This window comes from Flavobacterium galactosi (genome assembly GCF_048158585.1).
Lineage (GTDB): Bacteria > Bacteroidota > Bacteroidia > Flavobacteriales > Flavobacteriaceae > Flavobacterium > Flavobacterium galactosi.
Map to the genome: position 1 here is coordinate 394,245 of NZ_JBLNKV010000004.1, position 18,989 is coordinate 413,233.

The window sequence follows — 18,989 nt, forward strand, 5'->3', positions numbered from 1 at the left end:
TTTATTCTTGTGATGGAGATTTGCTTTTAAAAAAGGCTGCCATAATTAATCCTAATATGGCGCAAAAAAAGATATTAAAAATAGACCCTTTTAATTGTTCAACGATAGAATAAGGATCCGTTTCTCTTAGCTTTGAAATGGTTTCCTTTAACGAGGATGCCGCCACTCCAAATTTTTGAGAAGTATCTATCAAATATTTGATTGTTAAATCCAAGAGCGTAGCTTTTACTGAAGGATCTATGAAATTGAACAAAATGATTTTGAAAGCGACTGAAATAAGCACGCCAATTACTGCTGTAATAAAATAGGTAGTGAAGGCTTCTTTGAAAGGAAAAATGCTGTTTAATTCTTTTTTTGTTTTAGAAAGCGATACAATTGGAACAATGATAAAAACAGAAAAGCTTAAAAGGGTTGTCCACCAAGCGATGAATAGTTTTATGTCTATTGCATACATTAAAGTAGTAATTAATGATAATATTACTCCTGTGATTATCCCAAATGTAATTCCGTTTCTTTTTATAATTTCATTAACCATTAGTAGCTGTTTATTTATTAATCCACAAATATAGCAATTCCCAATATATTCGAGGATAAAAATCGCTTTTTACGATTATATAAAAAAAGTGAAGCAAAGGTTTGATTATTGGAAAAAAATTGTAAATTTGCAAACTCAAAATAATAATGTAAAACAAAAAGTTATAAGGAGTTTATACCTTTTCTGTTAGAAGAAAAGCTTCAAAACAAGTTGTAATTAACAAATAAAAAAGATTAACAAGATGAAAAAAGGAATTCACCCGGAAAATTACAGATTAGTTGCATTTAAAGACATGTCGAATGACGAAGTTTTTATCACTAAATCTACTGCAGATACAAGAGAAACATTAACAGTTGACGGTGTTGAATACCCAGTTGTAAAAATGGAGATCTCTAGAACTTCTCACCCTTTTTACACAGGTAAATCTAAACTTATTGATACTGCAGGACGTATTGATAAATTCAAAACTAAATACGCTAAACACGTTAAATAATTTTAACTTGTTTTCTAAAATATTGCCTTCCTCCCGACACTTCGGGACGGGAGGCTTTTTTTATTTTTATCTATTTGAAAACTTTGTAACTTTGGTCTCAATAGTATTATAACGGTAGACTAAAATTAATTTCCGAATCAACAAATAACCGAATCAACAAATAAACATTTTTTATGAATTACATACTTTTTGACGGTCCTTCACGAAATGCATTATTGCCTTTTACTTTCACGCGCCCGGTTGCGGATATTCTTATTGGGATAATGACCATTCGTCAAAAATGGGAAATGCGTTTGGGCTCTACCACAACTACATTGACAGAAGAATATTTGTCTGAAAAATATCCAATGGTAGAACTGGAAGAAAATGTAATGATAAATGCCTCTTTTCTGCCTAACGATGTTTTGGTCGAAATGGTCAGTAATTTGGAGTCGAATCAGGCTATTTTTAAAGGAGAAGAAGTAATTGCTTTTTATACCAACGAAAACCAGGAAGAAGTTGATTTTGATACCTATGAAATTATAGAATATCAAGACGATTGCTTAACGGTAGAGCATACTTGGGATATTTTTTCCAAGAACGATGCTGCCATTCGAGAGGATTTTGAATTCTTAACCCAAGACAGAAAATCACAACCCATTCCGAAAAGTGTTAATGTAATTGCGCCTGAAAACATATTTATAGAAGAAGGAGCAAAGTTGGAATTTGTTACCTTAAACGCAGCTACAGGTCCTATATATATAGGTAAATATTCCGAGATTATGGAAGGTTCCGTAATCAGAGGCCCTTTTGTCTTATGCGAAAATGCGGTTGTAAAAATGGCTGCCAAAGTGTATGGCGCAACAACTGTTGGTCCGCATTCCAGAATTGGTGGAGAAGTTAATAATTCGGTATTGTTTGGTTATTCGAATAAAGGACACGACGGGTTTTTAGGAAATTCTGTTCTTGGCGAATGGTGTAATATTGGTGCTGACAGTAATAATTCGAACTTAAAAAATAATTACGAAGAAGTGAAATTGTGGAGTTATGAAACTGAAGGTTTTGCTAAAACCGGACTTCAGTTTTGTGGATTGATGATGGGAGACCACAGTAAATGCGGGATTAATACGATGTTCAATACCGGAACGGTAGTAGGTGTGAGCGCTAATATTTTTGGCAGCGGATTTCCCCGCAACTTTGTACCGAGTTTTTCTTGGGGAGGCGCTTCGGGTTTTACCACTTATATAACCAAAAAAGCGTTTGAAACGGCTCGATTAGTAATGGCTCGCAGAAATGTTGACTTTGACGAAAGAGAAGCCGCAATTTTAGAACACGTTTTTGAGGAATCTAAAAAGTGGAGAAAAGAATAGCAGTAGCATTTAAAACTAACTTCTGAACAATCCATCATTTTGTCATTTCGACAAAGGAGAAATCTCACTTGGGATTTCCTTTGTCGAAATGACAATTTTAGTTGTATAGATTCCTTAAAAACTTTTCTAATTGGCAAATTGTCTAATTATCAATTTAATCTATCTTTGCACTTTCAAAAAAAATGTTCATCAGTTAATATAACTTTAAATTTTCGAACATTAAACTTTAAACAAATATAATGATTACAGTTAACGATATTTCCGTACAATTTGGTGGCACCACCCTTTTTAGTGATGTTTCTTTTGCCATAAATGAAAACGATAAAATTGCCCTTATGGGTAAAAATGGAGCTGGAAAATCGACGCTTCTTAAAATTATTGCGGGTCAAAGTAAGCCTTCAACCGGTAATATTTCGGCGCCAAAAGATGCTGTTGTGGCGTATTTACCCCAACATTTATTGGCTACGGATGGCGCGACGGTAATGGAAGAAACTTCTAAAGCTTTTGGTGAAGTTTTTGGAATGAAAGCAGAAATCGATGAAATCAATGAACAATTGACTATTCGTACGGATTATGAAAGTGACGCTTACATGAAATTGATCGAGAGAGTTTCGGACTTAAGCGAGAAATTTTATGCCATAGAAGAAATAAATTACGAAGCCGAAGTAGAGAAAATATTAATTGGTTTGGGATTTGTTCGCGAAGATTTTAGCCGTCAAACTTCGGAGTTTTCTGGAGGATGGAGAATGCGAATAGAATTAGCCAAAATCCTTTTGCAAAAACCAGACTTAATTTTACTGGATGAGCCTACCAATCATATGGATATTGAAAGTATCCAATGGCTGGAAGATTTCTTGATTAATTCCGCCAAAGCGGTGGTGGTGATTTCTCACGATAGGGCTTTTGTAGATAATATTACAAATCGTACCATTGAAGTTACCATGGGGCGTATTTATGACTATAAAGCAAAATATTCTCATTATTTAGAACTGAGAAAAGACCGTAGGGTTCACCAACAAAAAGCATACGATGAACAACAACGTATGATTGCTGATAATAGAACTTTTATTGACCGTTTTAAAGGGACATTTTCTAAAACAGATGCTGTTCAATCTCGAGTTAAGATGTTAGAGAAACTGGTTATTGTGCAGGTTGACGAAGTAGATACTTCGGCATTAAAATTAAAGTTTCCTGCTGCGGTACGTTCTGGACAATATCCTGTTATTGTAAAAGATTTGTCAAAATCGTATGGAGATCATGTTGTTTTTAAAGATGCTAATGTTGTGATTGAGAGAGGCGAGAAAGTGGCTTTCGTTGGAAAAAATGGCGAAGGGAAATCGACGATGATTAAAGCAATCATGAAGCAAATTGAGATTGATGGAGGGAGTTTAGAAATCGGTCACAATGCACAAATTGGTTATTTTGCCCAAAACCAAGCCTCTTTATTGAATGAAAACGCCACTATTTTTGAAACCATTGATGATATTGCCGTGGGTGATGTTAGAACTAAAATCAAAGATATTTTGGGTGCTTTTATGTTTCATGGTGATGATGTAACTAAGAAAGTAAAAGTGCTTTCTGGTGGTGAGAAAACCCGTTTGGCAATGATAAAACTATTATTGGAACCAGTGAATTTATTGATTCTGGATGAGCCTTCGAATCACTTGGATATGAAAACAAAAGATATTATCAAAGAGGCGCTTCGCGATTTTGACGGAACATTAATTTTGGTTTCTCACGATAGGGATTTCTTGGATGGATTGGCGACTAAGGTTTTTGAATTTGGAAACAAAAGAGTAGTGGAGCATTTTGAAGATATTACTGGTTTCTTAGCAAATAAAAAAATGGACAGCATGAGAGAGATAGAGAAGAAGTAGTTCAGTTTAGTAAACGGAATTTACATTTTTGAAGAATAAAAATTAGGCATACGGATAGCGTGTGTCTTTTTTTATGTTGTATGGTTTCTAACCAATTCCAATTCTAAAAAAAAATACCCTTTTGGAATAATTTGGGAACACTTTTTGCAGCTTTATTTTTAGGAATTTAACATAAGTATCTTATAACTAGTTATTTGGTGTTTTTTTTTAGTGGCTTGCATTAAAATTTGAAATCATGAAAAAAATAATTTTATCCTTTGTGTTCTTAACGACTTGTTTGTTGAGTTTACCGGTGTTTTCTCAAATAGAAAACGAACCTGTAGCTTTAGGTTTGCCGGGTGATAACCTAAATCTGTATGCTGTATTGGACATTTTTCAAAAATCAAAAACTTTAGAAGAATTTGAAAGAGCGATTAATAGCAAAGATAGGAATATCAATAATCTGGATTTAAATAATGACAATTTAATAGATTACATTCGAGTAGTTAGTTATAGAGATGGTGGTTCTTATTCGATTGTGCTTCGTGTGGCGATAAATAGATCGGAAGATCAGGATGTTGCTGTTATTGAAGTCAATAAAAACAGATACGGAAAGATTGTTGTTCAAATTATAGGGGATGAAGAATTATATGGTGAAGATTACATTGTAGAGCCTAGCTCAGAAAATACCTTTGGAACCCTAAATCCTGGTTATTTAGGTAATGAAAGAGTCTTTAATAATACGTATTGGAATAGTGTTTTTTATGTTAATGATTGGCCAATAATAATCAATTTATTTTCTCCGTCATTTGTGATTTACATATCTCCATGGTATTGGGGATATTATCCTTACTATTGGCGTCCTTGGACTCCTGTTTATTATTATAATTATTGGGGTTATCATAATTATTATTATAGAAACCCATTTTATCGCAGAACGGGATATATAAGATATCCGCTTTCCTATTCGTATTATTCTTCCAGAAGGACCAGTTCTCCAATTGTAAGAAGAAACAGGGTAAATGATGCGTATAGAAGAACTTATGAGGGAAGAACTTTTAGAAGACCAGAATCACCTGTTCTTCCAAGAACAAGAGAAGCGATACCGAGAACTCGTCAAGAAAATGCGCCAGGGAATCGTCAACCGATGCCGAGAACTCGTCAAGAAAATACTCCAAGGAATCGTTCAGTTCATCCTACAGCTCCGGAGAATCGTCAGCCAATGCCGAGAACTCGTCAAGAAAATGCTCCAAGGAATCGTTCAGTTCATCCTACAGCTCCGGAGAATCGTCAGCCAATGCCAAGAACTCGGCAAGAAAATGCGCCGACGAATCGTCAGTCTATGCCAAGAAGGGATAATCCAAATCAGTCGGGGGAGAGAAGATGATTTGAACTATTGAATTTGAGCTTTTTGATTTTAAAATTAAAAAAAGAGACATTGTTTATTAACAATGTCTCTTTTTTATAATCGTATTCCAGGAGGAAGTAACTCTTTGTAAATAGGATTTTTTTTGAAAAATAACACTATTTTAGGAAGGATAGGGACGACTTTGAATTTTCGTTCAATCGCAATTTCCATTATGTTTTTTAGAAAATTAGAAATGAATTCCTCGTCTTCAAATGAATCAGGTGCATTGATTTTTGTCAAAAATATTTTTTTCTCTTGAAACGAATATTCAACAGAAACTAATCCTTCTTTCACTTCAGTTTCAAATTGTCTGGCAAAAGTGTTGTCCTTGATTTCCATAGTGATTGCTGCTTCCATACTAATTTAACTCTGATTTAGTGGCACTTCTACCAAAAGTATTTTTGATTTGGTGATAATCTTGATTTCAAATTGATCGAAATCAGTTATTTCCATGGCATCTCTTGCCTTCAAAACTTGATTGTTAACTTCTATTTCGCCTTCAATTAAAAATAAATAAACTCCGTTTTTAGGAATTTTAACTAAGTATATCGTAGTGGTGTTAGTGTCGAAAAGACCTAAATAACAAAAAGTCTTCTGGTGCACCCAAAGCGCATTTCCGTCAGTACTGTCTTTTGGCGAAACAATATTTACAAAGGTATTGATTTGATTCTCAATATCAAATGATTTCTGCTCATATCTTGGCGTAACGGCTTCTTTGTCAGGGAATATCCATAATTGTAATGTTTTGGCATTGTCTTTCTGACTGGCATTCATTTCAGAATGCTCCACTCCGGTTCCGGCACTCATTACTTGCACTTCTCCAAAACGAATGACGCCCTCATTTCCCATACTGTCCTTGTGTTTTAAACCGCCTTCAAGTGGAATGGTGATGATTTCCATGTTGGCATGCGGATGGGTGCCAAAGCCAGTTCCTCCTGCGATGGTATCGTCATTTAAAACGCGTAACATTCCAAATTGTTGACGTTCCGGGTTGTAATAATTTCCAAATGAAAAGGAAAAATTGGCTTTAAGCCAGCCAAAATCTGCTTTGCCTCTTGTGTTCGATTCAAATAGTTGTGTTGTCATAAATTATTGATAATATAAGGTGAAAATTTCAGTAGTTTCCGATAAAAAAATTATTTTTATACAAAATTCGTTATAAAAAATCGGAATGCCCTTATAAAATCGTTAAAACAATTATGAGTAAAATACCAGTTTATCTGATGCCTGGATTAGCGGCAAGTACTGCAATTTTTGAGCGTATTGTGCTTCCGTCAGCTACTTTTGAAATACATTTATTAGAATGGGAGATTCCGCTGGATAATGAATCTTTAATGGATTATACCAAGCGAATCGCTCAGAAAATTAAACATAAGAATCCTGTTTTGATTGGAGTTTCTTTCGGTGGTATTTTGGTACAGGAAATGGCAAAATATGTTGATGCACGGAAGGTTATTGTCATTTCGAGTGTAAGAAGTAATTTGGAATTCCCTCGAAGATTGAAAATTGCCAAAACCACGAAAGCCTATAAGCTGATTCCTATGAGTCTGATTGCAAATATCGAAAGTCTGGCTAAATTTTCCTTTGGGGAAAAAGTGAACCAAAGGCTTAAATTGTATAAAAAGTTTCTTTCGGTTCGGGATATTCGCTATTTGAACTGGGCAGTAGAGCAAGTTATTCTTTGGGACAGAACGGTTGTCGATGAAAACGTAATTCATATTCATGGCGATATGGATGATGTTTTTCCTATAAAAAATATTAAAAATTGTGTTGTTGTAAAAGGAGGGACGCACATTATGATTTTGAATAAATACAAATGGTTGAATGAAAATTTGCCTTCCATTATATTGGAAACGAAAAAGGAAGTACACGTGCTTTTGTAAGGAAACGAAAGACTTAAAAAAGAAAACATGAAAGTAATAAATAAACTTGCGGTACTCTTTACTGTAGTTTTTGCCAGTGGAATATTTATTTTTGCCGCAGCAAATCCAGATGAGGAAAAAGATTTTAAAAAAGAATCAGTGTCGGTTTTTCCAGTAAAATTGGATTTTGCAGGCGAAGAAACACCATTAAAAATATCGGATGTTAAGGAACGTTTGGACAGGGAATTGTTGGTAAATGTAAATCTGCATGCGTCCACTATTTTGGCTATAAAAAGAGCCAATCGTGCTTTTCCTGTAATTGAACCTATTTTGAAAAAGAATGGAATTCCGGATGATTTTAAATATCTTGCTGTTATAGAAAGTGGTTTAGTGAATGTGGTTTCGCCAGCAGGAGCTAGAGGTGTTTGGCAATTCATGCCGGACACTGCCAAAGAAAGAAAAATGGAAGTCAATGAAAATGTTGATGAACGCTATGATTTAGAAAAATCTACAGAAGCAGCTTGTAGTTATTTTTTGAGTGCCAAAGGTAAATTTGGCAGCTGGACCTTGGCGGCAGCTTCATATAACGGTGGAATGACGGGTGTGAATAAACAAATTGATCTTCAAAAAGTATCTAATTATTACGATTTGTTGCTGACTGAAGAAACGTCTCGCTATGTTTTCAGAATTTTAGCGTTGAAAGAGATCATGAAAAACCCGGTAAAATATGGATTTGCCATTGCTTCGGAAGATTTATACGGAATCTTGCCGACCAAGAAAATCGAAATTGACAGTTCGATTACTGATTTGGCCAGTTTTGCAATAAGCCAAGGAATTAACTATAAGATTTTGAAAATACACAATCCGTGGTTAAGGGAAACGAAATTAATAAATGATACTGGTAAAAAATACCAAATCGAAATTCCTTTGAAGGGATATTAGCTATTTTTTTTTAAACCATATAAGGCATTAAGAAAATATAAGTCACGTAAAAACTAAGATAAGCAAATGCTTAAATGAACTTATATTTCGTATATGGTTGATGAAAAAAGTGATGTAATTTTGTTCTTTCAAAGCAGGATTGAACGAAATAAAAAAGGGTCAAATGTGTATCATTTGACCCTTTTTCAATAGTTGAAATAAATTATATTTTCTTCATTTGATCTTTCATCATCGTAATCTGATCTTTCAACATATTCTGTTTGTCTAATTTTTTGGCTTCATTCAATAGAGAAGTAGCTTCTAATTTTCGGCGACGTGTCATGGCAACTCCAGCTAAATTTAATTTGGCTACAGCTAAATCCATATCCATTGACAATCCTAACTCAATTGCTTTCTTGAAATATTTCTCTGCTTGATTGATATTCGTTTGCGAAAGCATGATTCCGTGTAAGTAATTAAAGTATCCTTGTTGTTTTTGTACTAACGCAGTTTCGGGATTTTTGATGTAAGTCAACCATTTTTTAGCGCCTTCAAAATCCTGTTTTCTTAGTTTTAAGAAGGCAAGTAAGATGAATTCGTTTTTGAAGTACAGAAAAATAGGAATTGCACTCAATAAAATAAGGAATATTCCATTACCGATATTTCCTTCTGTAAATTGCCAAATGCCAGTAGCTATAATAAGTCCGGCGATAATAAGTTTAATATTTCTGTGAAACATAGTGTGTTTATTTTAAGATCACAAATATAGTAAAAGGAATTGAAAATATTTTTACAAAACTGCTTGTGAGAAAAAAAAGTCTTTGTATATTTGCACTCGGTTTTAGAATAACAGTTGTTCTAAAAATAGGAAGACATATAAATAAGATTTTAAAGATACAAAGCAATGAGCAAAAGAACGTTTCAACCATCGAAAAGAAAAAGAAGAAATAAGCACGGATTTATGGACAGAATGGCTTCTGCTAATGGAAGAAAAGTTCTAGCGCGTAGAAGAGCTAAAGGAAGACATAAATTGACTGTTTCTTGTGAACCAAGACACAAAAAATAATGTTTTTATAAACATACATAAGGCGTTACTTTTTTTAGTATCGCCTTTTTTTATACCTTATCGTTAAAAATTGTTAAGATTTAATGTAAGGACTTAAAGTTGAGTAACTTTGAACTTCGAAAAAAATAACTACACAACACAATAATACCATACAATGCCAAAAGATACATCCATAAAATCAGTTTTAATAATAGGTTCAGGCCCAATTGTTATTGGTCAAGCATGCGAATTTGATTATGCAGGATCACAATCTGCACGTTCTATTCGCGAAGAAGGAATTGAAGTGATCCTAATCAACTCGAATCCTGCTACGATTATGACCGACCCCACTATGGCCGATCATGTTTACTTGAAGCCGCTAACGACCAAATCCATTATTGAAATCCTTAAAGCACATCCTCAAATCGATGCCGTTTTACCTACTATGGGTGGACAAACCGCTTTGAACTTGTGTCTGGAAGCTGATGAAAAAGGAATTTGGCAGGATTTTGGAGTAAAATTAATCGGGGTTGATGTCAATGCCATTAATATTACCGAAGACAGGGAGCAATTCAAAAACCTTCTTAAAAAAATCGGAGTTCCATCTGCGCCTGCAGAAATATGTACCTCTTATCTTAGAGGAAAAGAAATTGCTCAGGAATTTGGTTTCCCGTTAGTAATCCGTCCGTCCTTTACTTTAGGTGGAACTGGAGCTGCTATTGTTTATAAAAAAGAAGATTTTGACGAACTTTTAACCAGAGGTTTAGAAGCTTCACCCATTCACGAAGTTTTAATTGATAAAGCATTGATGGGTTGGAAAGAATACGAATTGGAACTTTTGAGAGATAAGAATGATAATGTTGTGATTATCTGTTCTATCGAAAATATGGATCCAATGGGAATTCATACCGGAGATTCGATTACGGTGGCGCCTGCCATGACCTTGTCTGACACGACTTTTCAAAGAATGCGTGATTATGCGATCTTGATGATGCGTAGCATCGGAAATTTTGCTGGAGGTTGTAACGTGCAGTTTGCCGTTTCGCCTGACGATAAAGAAGATATTGTAGCGATTGAAATCAATCCTCGTGTGTCTCGTTCCTCCGCTTTGGCATCAAAAGCGACGGGGTATCCTATTGCTAAAATTGCTTCCAAACTGGCTTTGGGGTACAACTTAGATGAATTACAAAATCAAATTACCAAATCGACTTCGGCTTTATTCGAACCAACTTTGGATTATGTGATTGTAAAAATTCCACGTTGGAACTTTGATAAATTCGAAGGAGCTGATAGAACGTTAGGACTTCAAATGAAATCTGTTGGGGAAGTAATGGGAATTGGACGTTCGTTCCAAGAAGCATTGCACAAAGCGACTCAATCATTGGAAATCAAAAGAAATGGTTTGGGTGCTGATGGAAAAGGATATACTAACTACGAACAAATTATCGAGAAACTGACTTTTGCGAGTTGGGATCGTGTTTTTGTGATTTATGATGCTATCGCGATGGGAATTCCATTGAGCCGCATTCATGAAATTACTAAAATCGATATGTGGTTCTTGAAACAATACGAAGAGCTTTATACGTTAGAAAAAGAGATTTCAAACTATAAAGTAGAATCTTTACCAAGAGAATTGTTGCTTGAAGCGAAACAAAAAGGTTTTGCCGACAGACAAATCGCTCACATGGTAGGTTGCCTGGAAAGCCAAGTTCACAATTTACGTTCAGAAATGAATATCAATCGTGTATTCAAACTCGTTGATACTTGTGCGGCCGAATTTAAAGCGAAAACGCCTTACTATTACTCGACTTTTGAAGCAGAAATTGAAAAAGCAGATGGAACACGTTACGTTGATAACGAAAGTGTTGTTACAGATAAAAAGAAAATAATTGTTCTTGGGTCAGGCCCCAATAGAATTGGACAAGGAATCGAGTTTGATTATTCTTGTGTTCACGGGGTGCTTGCCGCCAAAGAATGTGGTTATGAAACGATTATGATCAACTGTAATCCAGAAACAGTTTCGACTGATTTTGATACAGCGGATAAATTGTATTTCGAACCGGTTTTCTGGGAGCATATTTACGATATTATTCAACATGAGAAACCGGAAGGCGTTATCGTACAATTAGGTGGGCAAACGGCCTTGAAATTGGCCGAAAAACTGTCTAAATACGGGATTAAAATTATAGGAACGAGTTTTGATGCTTTGGATTTAGCCGAAGACAGAGGACGTTTCTCAGAATTGTTAACCGATTTAAAAATTCCTTTTCCACAATTTGGGATTGCAGAAACAGCGGACGAAGCTTCTGCTTTAGCTGATACTTTAGACTTTCCATTATTGATTCGTCCTTCTTATGTGTTGGGTGGTCAGGGAATGAAAATTGTAATCAACAAACAAGAACTGGAAGAACACGTAATCAATTTGTTGAAAACGATTCCAGGAAATAAATTGCTTTTAGACCATTATTTGGATGGTGCAATTGAAGCGGAAGCGGATGCGATTTGCGATGGGGAGAATGTATACATCATAGGAATTATGGAGCATATCGAACCTTGCGGAGTACACTCTGGAGATAGTAACGCTACTTTACCACCGTTTAACTTAGGCGAATTTGTAATGCAACAAATAAAAGACCATACCAAAAATATTGCGTTGGCTTTGAGAACCGTTGGTTTAATCAACATTCAGTTTGCGATAAAAGATGATATCGTTTACATCATTGAAGCAAATCCTAGAGCGTCTCGTACGGTTCCATTTATTGCTAAAGCTTACGGAGAACCTTATGTAAACTATGCGACTAAAGTAATGTTAGGTCACAATAAAGTAACCGACTTTACTTTCAACCCACAGTTGAAAGGATATGCTATCAAGCAACCGGTTTTCTCTTTCAGCAAATTCCATAATGTGAACAAAGCATTAGGACCGGAAATGAAATCAACAGGAGAAAGCATCTTGTTTATTGATGACTTGAAAGACGATCAGTTCTACGAATTGTACTCTAGAAGAAAAATGTATTTGAGTAAATAAAAACTTGAGTTTATATATTGAAAAAGCCCCGATTGGGGCTTTTTTTTGTGGGTGTGTGTGTTTTGAAAGGACCACTTGGTAGTATAATATATTTGTACGTACCACCTTTGAAATTTAAAAATAAAAAAAGCCCAAATGTAAAAATGAGCTTTCTGGTTATTAATAGTAGTACTAAACTCTGATTAAAAATCTCGTAGAGGTTTTTGTGTTGTTTTGATCATAGACATCAATCATAATGTAAGTGTCCTTGGTAATACCAGTAATTAGGTAAGAGTAAGGATAGTTGTTTTTATTTTTTGCTGTTGTGTCATCAACAATAAATGGTGTTGCACCCCCTTCTTTCGTAAGAATAACCTTTAATAATGCTACCGAAGAAGTAATTGTTCCTGTAATAGTATATTCTCCATTTACAGCTTTTCCTTCTGCCTGTGTAAATGCAATTGCTGGTGTCGATGTCGGTTCGTCTTTACTACAGCTTACAATTGATAGCGCAATAAATAAGAATGCGAGAATTTGTTTCTTGATCATAAAATAATTGTTTAATTGGGGTTGAATTTTTACCTTTTGTTTAAATAAGGATTAGTTCTCAAATGTAGCTAAATATTAATGGTTGAGGTGATTATCTGTGAATTATGAAAATATAATTAATTTTTATATAAATTAATTTTTTAATAATTGGAATAAAAAAACAAGTAGATTTATTATGGTTGACTTTTCATGAAACTTACTACTCATATAATTTCGCATTTTTCAGTTACCCTTCTTAATAAGTATTCCAAAAAGCATTGCGCATTGGTATTGTCATTTTTATTCAGGTAGAAAGAGCTGCGAAATTGATGGCCGAAAGACGATTAGTTCTAATAATTTTACTCTAGAAGAAAAATGTATTTGAGTAAATAAAAACTTAAATTTGTTATATGTAAAAAGCCTCGATTGGGGCTTTTTTTTGTGGTTTTAAGGTTTTACCCTAACTATTTTATTATCCTTGAGAATAACCAATTCACTATTTTTTCTCTTTTTGAATTCGATTAATTTCTCGTAAACTTTGTTCATCCCATCAACAATTTTTTGTTGGTTTTGAGATCTTTTATACTCTTTCATTCCAGTATTTTTTTAAGTTATAGAATTTAGTTTCGCTTAAAATTTTTATTTCAGTTTCTAAAGATTTTTCTGCAATTAATTCTGGTACTCCAAATGAATTATCAAAAATAAGTACTTCATCTGCAATTTCAAGATAAATTTCAAAAAGGTTAGATAAACCCCCCGATTGGTTTTTTTTGTGGGATAATGTTTCGTGTTAGTGGCTTATTTTACGAGGTCAAAGTCGGAGACATTTGCCCAGCGTAAACCGACTAACTATTCGTAGAGCGAGGAAATTTTGAAACCAAGTATTTTCGGCTAAACGAAAATACAAATTAAAACGGTAATTCCACTAAAGTCCCAAATACGGCAAAACGTGTGTTGGGGGCTGGCATTTTTATGGAGTTTCATTTGGTTTTGGATAGGGAAAACCTGCATTGTCTAAAATATCAAGTTTCCACTTATTTTTTTCATTATCCCATATTTTAGTTCTGTGTCTAAGTTGAGTTACTTTTTCTCGGTATGATTTTATCAACTCTTTTTCTGTTTCAGTAATGTTTTTTTTAGAAGGTTGAGAGTCTATAAGTTTTAACTCCTCCCAACTTTTTAAGGTTTCTTCAACACTTTCTCTATGTTTTTGCTTTTCCCATTCCCATTCAACCGAATTTCTTTGTAGCAAATTACCAAGCATTTCTTCTCTAACAGGAGAAAGGAATTTTTTAACTTTTCCTCTACTACCTTTCAGTTTTAACGTCATCTGGTCATTAAGCCATTTACCTACTTTAGTCGTTTGTGGTGGTACAGTTTTATAATTCACAGATTCACTGTAATAATTTTCTAAATTGACTAAATTGTCTATCCATTCATCATCTTTTGGTCTGCTTCCCATATTAGAAGCCTCCCATAAAAAGTTTATTGAATTCATTTTTTCTTCTTCATAATCTGTCCATTCAGGGGGATAATTACCTTTTCTTCTTTGTTTTTGAGTTGCACACCAAGTTCCTAATTGATAATACTTGTTGGAGCTGTCTTTAAATTGTGGCACGTGGGTAAACTTACCTTCTGGGTCAACCATTTTCTTAAAAACTTTAAGTTGTTCAAATCGGTTATTCCAATTCATTAACCTTTTTCGTTCTTTACCTTCCCCAAATGGAAAATCAACTTCTAATAATCGCTCAAATATTTCCTCCGGTAACTCATCATTTCTGAAATAATCGGTCATTCTACGATACCAATTATATAGTTCTCTATCATCTGTATGATTGCTTACAACTCCACTTGGATTTATAGTTTTAATATGAGTAATATATTTCTCAATAAATACTTCGAAAATTTCGAACTCACGGTCAGTAAAATTCACATTTCGTGGTTTTGACTCTGTCGTATTTTGTTCAAAACCTGAGTTAATATCAAATTCAGTAACTGTTAGAAATTCATTTTCGTCAGGATTTTCGCCATCATTAGTTTTATTTTCTTTTATTGAATTACCTAGATCCTTTTGTGAATATATTAAATTGTCTGAAACAAGTTTTTCAATTAATTCAGTTGTTAGTCTTGTAAGTTGCTTAGATTTTAAGCTTAGTAATTCTGAGAAGTTAGTTTTAATTTCACTAAGAAGTTTTTCGCCTTGCTTATCAGTTTTTGTTCTGAAATCAATTTGAACAGAAGCTTCTATATTAGTTTTAATTCCTGAATTTGTGAGATTTGATGAACCAATAATTATTCTTGTAAAAACAGGTCCTTCAAAAATATAAATTTTCGGATGATATGTAATATATTCTCTGTTGTCGTGAAATATGTATGTTTCAATATTTTCCTTTAATAAAAGTTCAAGAGCTTCCTTAGAAGTTCCCATATTATCAACACCAATAAAAAAACGTAATTGAGAATAATTTGTTGATGCTAATTTTAAATTTTTTAAAATTGTCAAAACCCCTGATACAGCAGCAAAAGCAACAAAACCGTTAAAAGAATTATACTTATTGTCCGCTAATGATATTACAATTTGTTTCCCAACATTGAATTTATTTTCTGCATTTAGTCCGTGCCCTAAAAATGTTGCTTTCATTTGTTCGTGTTGTTCATTATGCTTGACCCCAACTTGTATATAGTTCTGACGATACTCGACTTATGATTCCTAAATTGGGTCGCTTTGTCTTGTAAACATCAGAGTTTATTTATTTTCAAATATAACCAAATTTAGTACTTCTTTATATTTATGCAGTATTTTCTTAAAAATAAGTAAATAAAAAAGTCCCAATCACGGGACTTTCTAAATATCAAAACTTATAATTATTTCTTCTTCAATTTCTCCTTGAAAAAATCAATAGTTCGTGTCCAAGATAAAGTAGCGGCTGCTTCGTCATATCTGGGAGTGGTATTGTTATGAAAACCATGATTCACTCCGGGATAGAAATAAGCGGTATGTTCTACTTTGTTTTTTTTGAGTATGGCTTCAAATACTGGCCAGCCCTCATTTACTTTGGTATCTAAACCGGCATAGTGTGCCATGATGGGCGTTTTTATTTTTTCGGCTTCCTCGACTGTGGGTTGTCCGCCGTAATAGGGAACTGCTGCAGCTAAAGTAGGAATCTTGACCGCCATCATATTGGCAATCCAACCGCCAAAACAAAATCCTACCACACCAATATGTCCATTACAATCTTTGTGTGATTTTAGGTATTCGTAGGCTGCAATGAAGTCTTCGAGCATTTCTTCACGGGTACGTTTTTTTTGTAATTCTCTTCCGGCGTCATCATTTCCGGGATAACCGCCCAAAGGGGATAAAGCATCTGGTGCCAAAGTGATGAATCCTTCTATTGCGGCTCTTCTGCCTACATCTTCAATATACGGATTCAGTCCTCGGTTTTCATGTACTACGATGATTCCCGGTAATTTCTTTTTGGTGTCGGTCGGTTGGGATAAAAGGCCTTTGATTTTTCCTCCGCCTTTAGGAGAATCATAGGTGATAAATTCTGATTTCAACCGTGGATCTACAGGTTTTATCAAAATGGAATCCACATAATTAGGCGTCATAAAGCTCAGTAATGACGGAAGTGTAAGACTTCCTACCGCAAACAGCGATAACTTTTCAACAAATTGCCTTCTTTCTATTTTATTATGTGCGTAGTCATCGTATAAGTCAAATACTTCCTGACTGATATCTTCTTTGGTTAGCTTTTTCATAGTTTTTATTTGATCCAACTAATTTAGGGAAAAAAGCGATTGTTTTAGCATTATCAGAATTTGCATGGTTTTAATGCTAAATTACTTTTTTCTCGGTAAGATTTTCGAGCCCATCGGGAAACGGTCTGTAGGCGTAATAATGCAAGACTTCTTCAATGGCTATTTTTAAGGCTTCATTTATTGGGAGTAAAGTGATGGCTAGTCTGTTGTCAATTTGGGAAAGCTGCATGTAATAATCAGAGAAAATGGGCACGTATAATCCTTTGCTAATGTCCTCTTCAGTATCCTTAAAGTTTTGTTGCTGCTCTTCTTTGATTATTTTGCACGTGGCCAATCGCAGTTTGCCATATTTGTCTCTGCTGGCGGCATACCCAAAAAGCCTGCAAATTAATCCACGATAGCGATAATTGCTGCAAATTCCGTTGCTGCGATCCAAGACATCTAGCGGTCGGTATAAATGACAGTTACTATCGGATTTGTTGTTTAATTCAACAAGCATTTCTTCGGCTTTGCCGTTTAAAAATAAATGCAATGCCCACGGCAAAAACTCCAAGGGAGAAGCAACGATGTCTGGGGTGGAACAGCACTTGCCACAACCAGTACGACAATGTAAATTAGTTTCTGATTGGAAAGCACTAATTTCATTTTCAAGACGGCCGAATAATTCTTCAACCAGCCGGACCTTATGTTCTATAGACATAGATTTTTGTGTAAGGTAGTCTATTAAAAAGAGTTAACTGTATAATCTATTTTTTCTTACTGTTCATGGGGTGTTTTTATTTTCGAAGTTATAAACGACGTGAATTTGAGTATACGAATTTATGCTAAAGGAAAACACAAATTCCAATTCAGAGAGATTTACGTTTGTCGAAAGTTAAGAATTTCCAATTGTTGAATTGGTTATAAATCCTAATGGTTTAGATTAATAAATTAAAGTTTTGAATCAAATCATAAAAAGAAAGTCCCACAATTAAGGGACTTTTCTTGTGGTATATTAATTTTGGTTGGTTTTATTTTTCTTAATCTTTTTCAAAATTCACCATCCAGTTTACACCAAATTTATCAGTAAATGTTCCAAAATAGCCTCCCCAAAAAGCATCTTCCATGGGCATTCCCACTTTTCCACCTATTGAAAGCGCATCGTAGAGTTTATCGGCTTCTTCTTTACTTTCTGCATTAATGGAAACCGAAAAATTATTCCCATAAACAGTTTTAGCTCCAAAGGATTCGAAACTGTCACTTCCCATTATAGCTGTTTCTGTACTAATGGGTAGCGAAACATGCATTATTTTTTCGGCATCTCCTGGAGGACAGGTTTTTCCCTCTAGTATTGGCATTTCCTTGAATCTTCCAAAATAAGAAAATTCACCCCCAAACACTGATTTGTAAAAATTGAACGCTTCTTCGCAATTTCCATTATAGTTGATGTATGTGTTTACTGTTGCCATTGTAGTTTCATTTAAATGTTAGACTGTTTATTTTTTAATTGATCTCAATACTATCAATAACTTAGAAAGATAAATGGTTTTAAGTGTTAAATTGAAAACATAGATTGGGGACTTTGGGACAAGGATAAAAGGATTACTCGTTTTCTTTTGTCAGATATCTTTTGTACCAAACAATAGCTAAATCAGCTACTTCCTGTAATTTTTCTGACTCTTCGAATAAATGGGTCGCCCCCGGAATTATTTTCATTTCTTTTATTGATTGCAGTTCGTCATAAGCCATTTTATTCATCCCAATAACCGGAACATCTTCACCACCAACAATGAGTAGTGTTGGAGCGGTTACTAATGGCAATTCAGTAATTGCTAAATCAGGGCGTCCGCCGCGTGATACTACCGCCTTTATTCTTTTTCCAAAATGAGCTGCTGCCCTCAATGCTGATGCTGCTCCCGTGCTGGCTCCAAAGTAGCCTATGGGTAAGTTTTTTGCACCTTTATAGCCCATTAACCATAATGTAGTTTCTATTAATCTGTTGGTCAGTAAATCGATATTAAACCGGTTTTCGTAAATACGATCTTCGTCTTCGGTAAGTAAGTCAAACAAGAACGTGCCTATCTTTTGTTGCTGAATCAGTTCTGCTACCATTCTGTTTCGGGAACTGAACCTACTGCTGCCACTGCCGTGTGAAAAAACAATAATCCCAATTGCGTTTTCAGGAATTACTAAATCCCCTTTCAATATTACAGATGACAAGGGGATATCCAAATCTAATTTCTCCAT

General features: G+C 34.6%; 19 protein-coding genes. 8 read left to right on the forward strand and 11 right to left on the reverse strand.

Annotated elements, in window-relative coordinates; translation table 11 throughout:
• Window position 1 precedes the first annotated feature (1 nt).
• Window positions 2-535 (reverse strand): DUF4199 domain-containing protein, encoded by a 534-nt coding sequence (locus tag ACM55M_RS10905; RefSeq protein ID WP_416857661.1) that lies wholly within the window; start codon window positions 533-535, stop codon window positions 2-4.
• Window positions 536-776: 241 nt separating this feature from the next.
• Here ACM55M_RS10905 and ACM55M_RS10910 point away from each other — a divergent pair, with 241 nt between their 5' ends.
• From ACM55M_RS10910 to ACM55M_RS10925, 4 genes are all read left to right on the forward strand, one after another.
• The gene (locus ACM55M_RS10910; protein WP_039109118.1) at window positions 777-1,028 is read left to right on the forward strand and encodes a type B 50S ribosomal protein L31; all 252 of its coding nucleotides are present in this window, start codon (window positions 777-779) and stop codon (window positions 1,026-1,028) included.
• A 173-nt stretch (window positions 1,029-1,201) separates the two neighbouring features.
• Window positions 1,202-2,377: a GlmU family protein gene (locus tag ACM55M_RS10915; RefSeq protein WP_416857663.1), complete on the forward strand. Its 1,176-nt coding sequence runs from the start codon at window positions 1,202-1,204 to the stop codon at window positions 2,375-2,377.
• Window positions 2,378-2,616: 239 nt separating this feature from the next.
• Entirely contained in the window at window positions 2,617-4,254 is a 1,638-nt protein-coding gene (locus tag ACM55M_RS10920; RefSeq protein WP_416857664.1) for an ABC-F family ATP-binding cassette domain-containing protein, read from the forward strand.
• Window positions 4,255-4,489: 235 nt separating this feature from the next.
• Window positions 4,490-5,620: a hypothetical protein gene (locus ACM55M_RS10925; protein ID WP_416857665.1), complete on the forward strand. Its 1,131-nt coding sequence runs from the start codon at window positions 4,490-4,492 to the stop codon at window positions 5,618-5,620.
• A 75-nt stretch (window positions 5,621-5,695) separates the two neighbouring features.
• Here ACM55M_RS10925 and ACM55M_RS10930 read toward each other — a convergent pair whose 3' ends face one another.
• A complete protein-coding gene (locus tag ACM55M_RS10930; RefSeq protein WP_416857782.1) occupies window positions 5,696-5,980 on the reverse strand; it encodes a GNAT family N-acetyltransferase in 285 nt (94 codons plus the stop codon).
• 24 nt (window positions 5,981-6,004) lie between these two features.
• Entirely contained in the window at window positions 6,005-6,727 is a 723-nt protein-coding gene (locus ACM55M_RS10935; protein ID WP_416857666.1) for a pirin family protein, read from the reverse strand.
• Window positions 6,728-6,840: 113 nt separating this feature from the next.
• Here ACM55M_RS10935 and ACM55M_RS10940 point away from each other — a divergent pair, with 113 nt between their 5' ends.
• Window positions 6,841-7,524 (forward strand): alpha/beta hydrolase family protein, encoded by a 684-nt coding sequence (locus ACM55M_RS10940; protein WP_416857668.1) that lies wholly within the window; start codon window positions 6,841-6,843, stop codon window positions 7,522-7,524.
• Between the two features lie 27 nt (window positions 7,525-7,551).
• Complete coding sequence (locus ACM55M_RS10945) at window positions 7,552-8,445, forward strand: lytic transglycosylase domain-containing protein (RefSeq protein ID WP_416857669.1); 894 nt, start codon at window positions 7,552-7,554, stop codon at window positions 8,443-8,445.
• Between the two features lie 202 nt (window positions 8,446-8,647).
• Here ACM55M_RS10945 and ACM55M_RS10950 read toward each other — a convergent pair whose 3' ends face one another.
• Complete coding sequence (locus ACM55M_RS10950) at window positions 8,648-9,163, reverse strand: DUF2892 domain-containing protein (RefSeq protein ID WP_416843101.1); 516 nt, start codon at window positions 9,161-9,163, stop codon at window positions 8,648-8,650.
• Window positions 9,164-9,328: 165 nt separating this feature from the next.
• On the opposite strand from ACM55M_RS10950, the gene rpmH reads away from it, so the two are divergent.
• Entirely contained in the window at window positions 9,329-9,490 is a 162-nt protein-coding gene (gene rpmH / locus ACM55M_RS10955; RefSeq protein ID WP_007136275.1) for a 50S ribosomal protein L34, read from the forward strand.
• Window positions 9,491-9,644: 154 nt separating this feature from the next.
• Entirely contained in the window at window positions 9,645-12,497 is a 2,853-nt protein-coding gene (carB, locus tag ACM55M_RS10960; RefSeq protein ID WP_416857670.1) for a carbamoyl-phosphate synthase large subunit, read from the forward strand.
• Between the two features lie 171 nt (window positions 12,498-12,668).
• On the opposite strand, the gene ACM55M_RS10965 is transcribed toward carB, so the two are convergent.
• The 7 genes from ACM55M_RS10965 to ACM55M_RS10995 all read right to left on the reverse strand — a co-directional run bounded on the left by ACM55M_RS10965 (window position 12,669) and on the right by ACM55M_RS10995 (window position 18,989).
• Window positions 12,669-13,025, reverse strand: a complete 357-nt coding sequence (locus tag ACM55M_RS10965; protein WP_416857671.1) for a hypothetical protein — start codon at window positions 13,023-13,025, stop codon at window positions 12,669-12,671.
• A 426-nt stretch (window positions 13,026-13,451) separates the two neighbouring features.
• Window positions 13,452-13,598 (reverse strand): hypothetical protein, encoded by a 147-nt coding sequence (locus ACM55M_RS10970; RefSeq protein WP_416857672.1) that lies wholly within the window; start codon window positions 13,596-13,598, stop codon window positions 13,452-13,454.
• Between the two features lie 376 nt (window positions 13,599-13,974).
• The gene (locus ACM55M_RS10975; RefSeq protein WP_416857673.1) at window positions 13,975-15,645 is read right to left on the reverse strand and encodes a helicase associated domain-containing protein; all 1,671 of its coding nucleotides are present in this window, start codon (window positions 15,643-15,645) and stop codon (window positions 13,975-13,977) included.
• 224 nt (window positions 15,646-15,869) lie between these two features.
• Complete coding sequence (locus ACM55M_RS10980) at window positions 15,870-16,763, reverse strand: dienelactone hydrolase family protein (protein WP_416857674.1); 894 nt, start codon at window positions 16,761-16,763, stop codon at window positions 15,870-15,872.
• Between the two features lie 76 nt (window positions 16,764-16,839).
• Window positions 16,840-17,463 (reverse strand): YkgJ family cysteine cluster protein, encoded by a 624-nt coding sequence (locus ACM55M_RS10985; RefSeq protein WP_416857675.1) that lies wholly within the window; start codon window positions 17,461-17,463, stop codon window positions 16,840-16,842.
• A gap of 319 nt (window positions 17,464-17,782) precedes the next feature.
• Window positions 17,783-18,211 carry a VOC family protein gene (locus ACM55M_RS10990; protein WP_416857677.1) on the reverse strand — a complete coding sequence of 143 codons (429 nt, stop codon included), beginning with the start codon at window positions 18,209-18,211 and terminating at the stop codon, window positions 17,783-17,785.
• 133 nt (window positions 18,212-18,344) lie between these two features.
• A complete protein-coding gene (locus ACM55M_RS10995; RefSeq protein WP_416857678.1) occupies window positions 18,345-18,989 on the reverse strand; it encodes a dienelactone hydrolase family protein in 645 nt (214 codons plus the stop codon).

Bases quoted from the DNA above. Each gene is read 5' to 3' on its own strand.
- ACM55M_RS10950 (WP_416843101.1), bottom strand. From the start codon at position 9,163: ATGTTTCACAGAAATATTAAACTTATTATCGCCGGACTTATTATAGCT.
- ACM55M_RS10905 (WP_416857661.1), bottom strand. From the start codon at position 535: ATGGTTAATGAAATTATAAAAAGAAACGGAATTACATTTGGGATAATC.
- ACM55M_RS10920 (WP_416857664.1), top strand. From the start codon at position 2,617: ATGATTACAGTTAACGATATTTCCGTACAATTTGGTGGCACCACCCTT.
- ACM55M_RS10965 (WP_416857671.1), bottom strand. From the start codon at position 13,025: ATGATCAAGAAACAAATTCTCGCATTCTTATTTATTGCGCTATCAATT.
- carB (WP_416857670.1), top strand. From the start codon at position 9,645: ATGCCAAAAGATACATCCATAAAATCAGTTTTAATAATAGGTTCAGGC.
- ACM55M_RS10910 (WP_039109118.1), top strand. From the start codon at position 777: ATGAAAAAAGGAATTCACCCGGAAAATTACAGATTAGTTGCATTTAAA.
- ACM55M_RS10945 (WP_416857669.1), top strand. From the start codon at position 7,552: ATGAAAGTAATAAATAAACTTGCGGTACTCTTTACTGTAGTTTTTGCC.
- rpmH (WP_007136275.1), top strand. From the start codon at position 9,329: ATGAGCAAAAGAACGTTTCAACCATCGAAAAGAAAAAGAAGAAATAAG.
- ACM55M_RS10990 (WP_416857677.1), bottom strand. From the start codon at position 18,211: ATGGCAACAGTAAACACATACATCAACTATAATGGAAATTGCGAAGAA.
- ACM55M_RS10930 (WP_416857782.1), bottom strand. From the start codon at position 5,980: ATGGAAATCAAGGACAACACTTTTGCCAGACAATTTGAAACTGAAGTG.
- ACM55M_RS10985 (WP_416857675.1), bottom strand. From the start codon at position 17,463: ATGTCTATAGAACATAAGGTCCGGCTGGTTGAAGAATTATTCGGCCGT.
- ACM55M_RS10940 (WP_416857668.1), top strand. From the start codon at position 6,841: ATGAGTAAAATACCAGTTTATCTGATGCCTGGATTAGCGGCAAGTACT.
- ACM55M_RS10925 (WP_416857665.1), top strand. From the start codon at position 4,490: ATGAAAAAAATAATTTTATCCTTTGTGTTCTTAACGACTTGTTTGTTG.
- ACM55M_RS10980 (WP_416857674.1), bottom strand. From the start codon at position 16,763: ATGAAAAAGCTAACCAAAGAAGATATCAGTCAGGAAGTATTTGACTTA.
- ACM55M_RS10915 (WP_416857663.1), top strand. From the start codon at position 1,202: ATGAATTACATACTTTTTGACGGTCCTTCACGAAATGCATTATTGCCT.
- ACM55M_RS10975 (WP_416857673.1), bottom strand. From the start codon at position 15,645: ATGAAAGCAACATTTTTAGGGCACGGACTAAATGCAGAAAATAAATTC.
- ACM55M_RS10995 (WP_416857678.1), bottom strand. From the start codon at position 18,989: ATGGAGAAATTAGATTTGGATATCCCCTTGTCATCTGTAATATTGAAA.
- ACM55M_RS10970 (WP_416857672.1), bottom strand. From the start codon at position 13,598: ATGAAAGAGTATAAAAGATCTCAAAACCAACAAAAAATTGTTGATGGG.
- ACM55M_RS10935 (WP_416857666.1), bottom strand. From the start codon at position 6,727: ATGACAACACAACTATTTGAATCGAACACAAGAGGCAAAGCAGATTTT.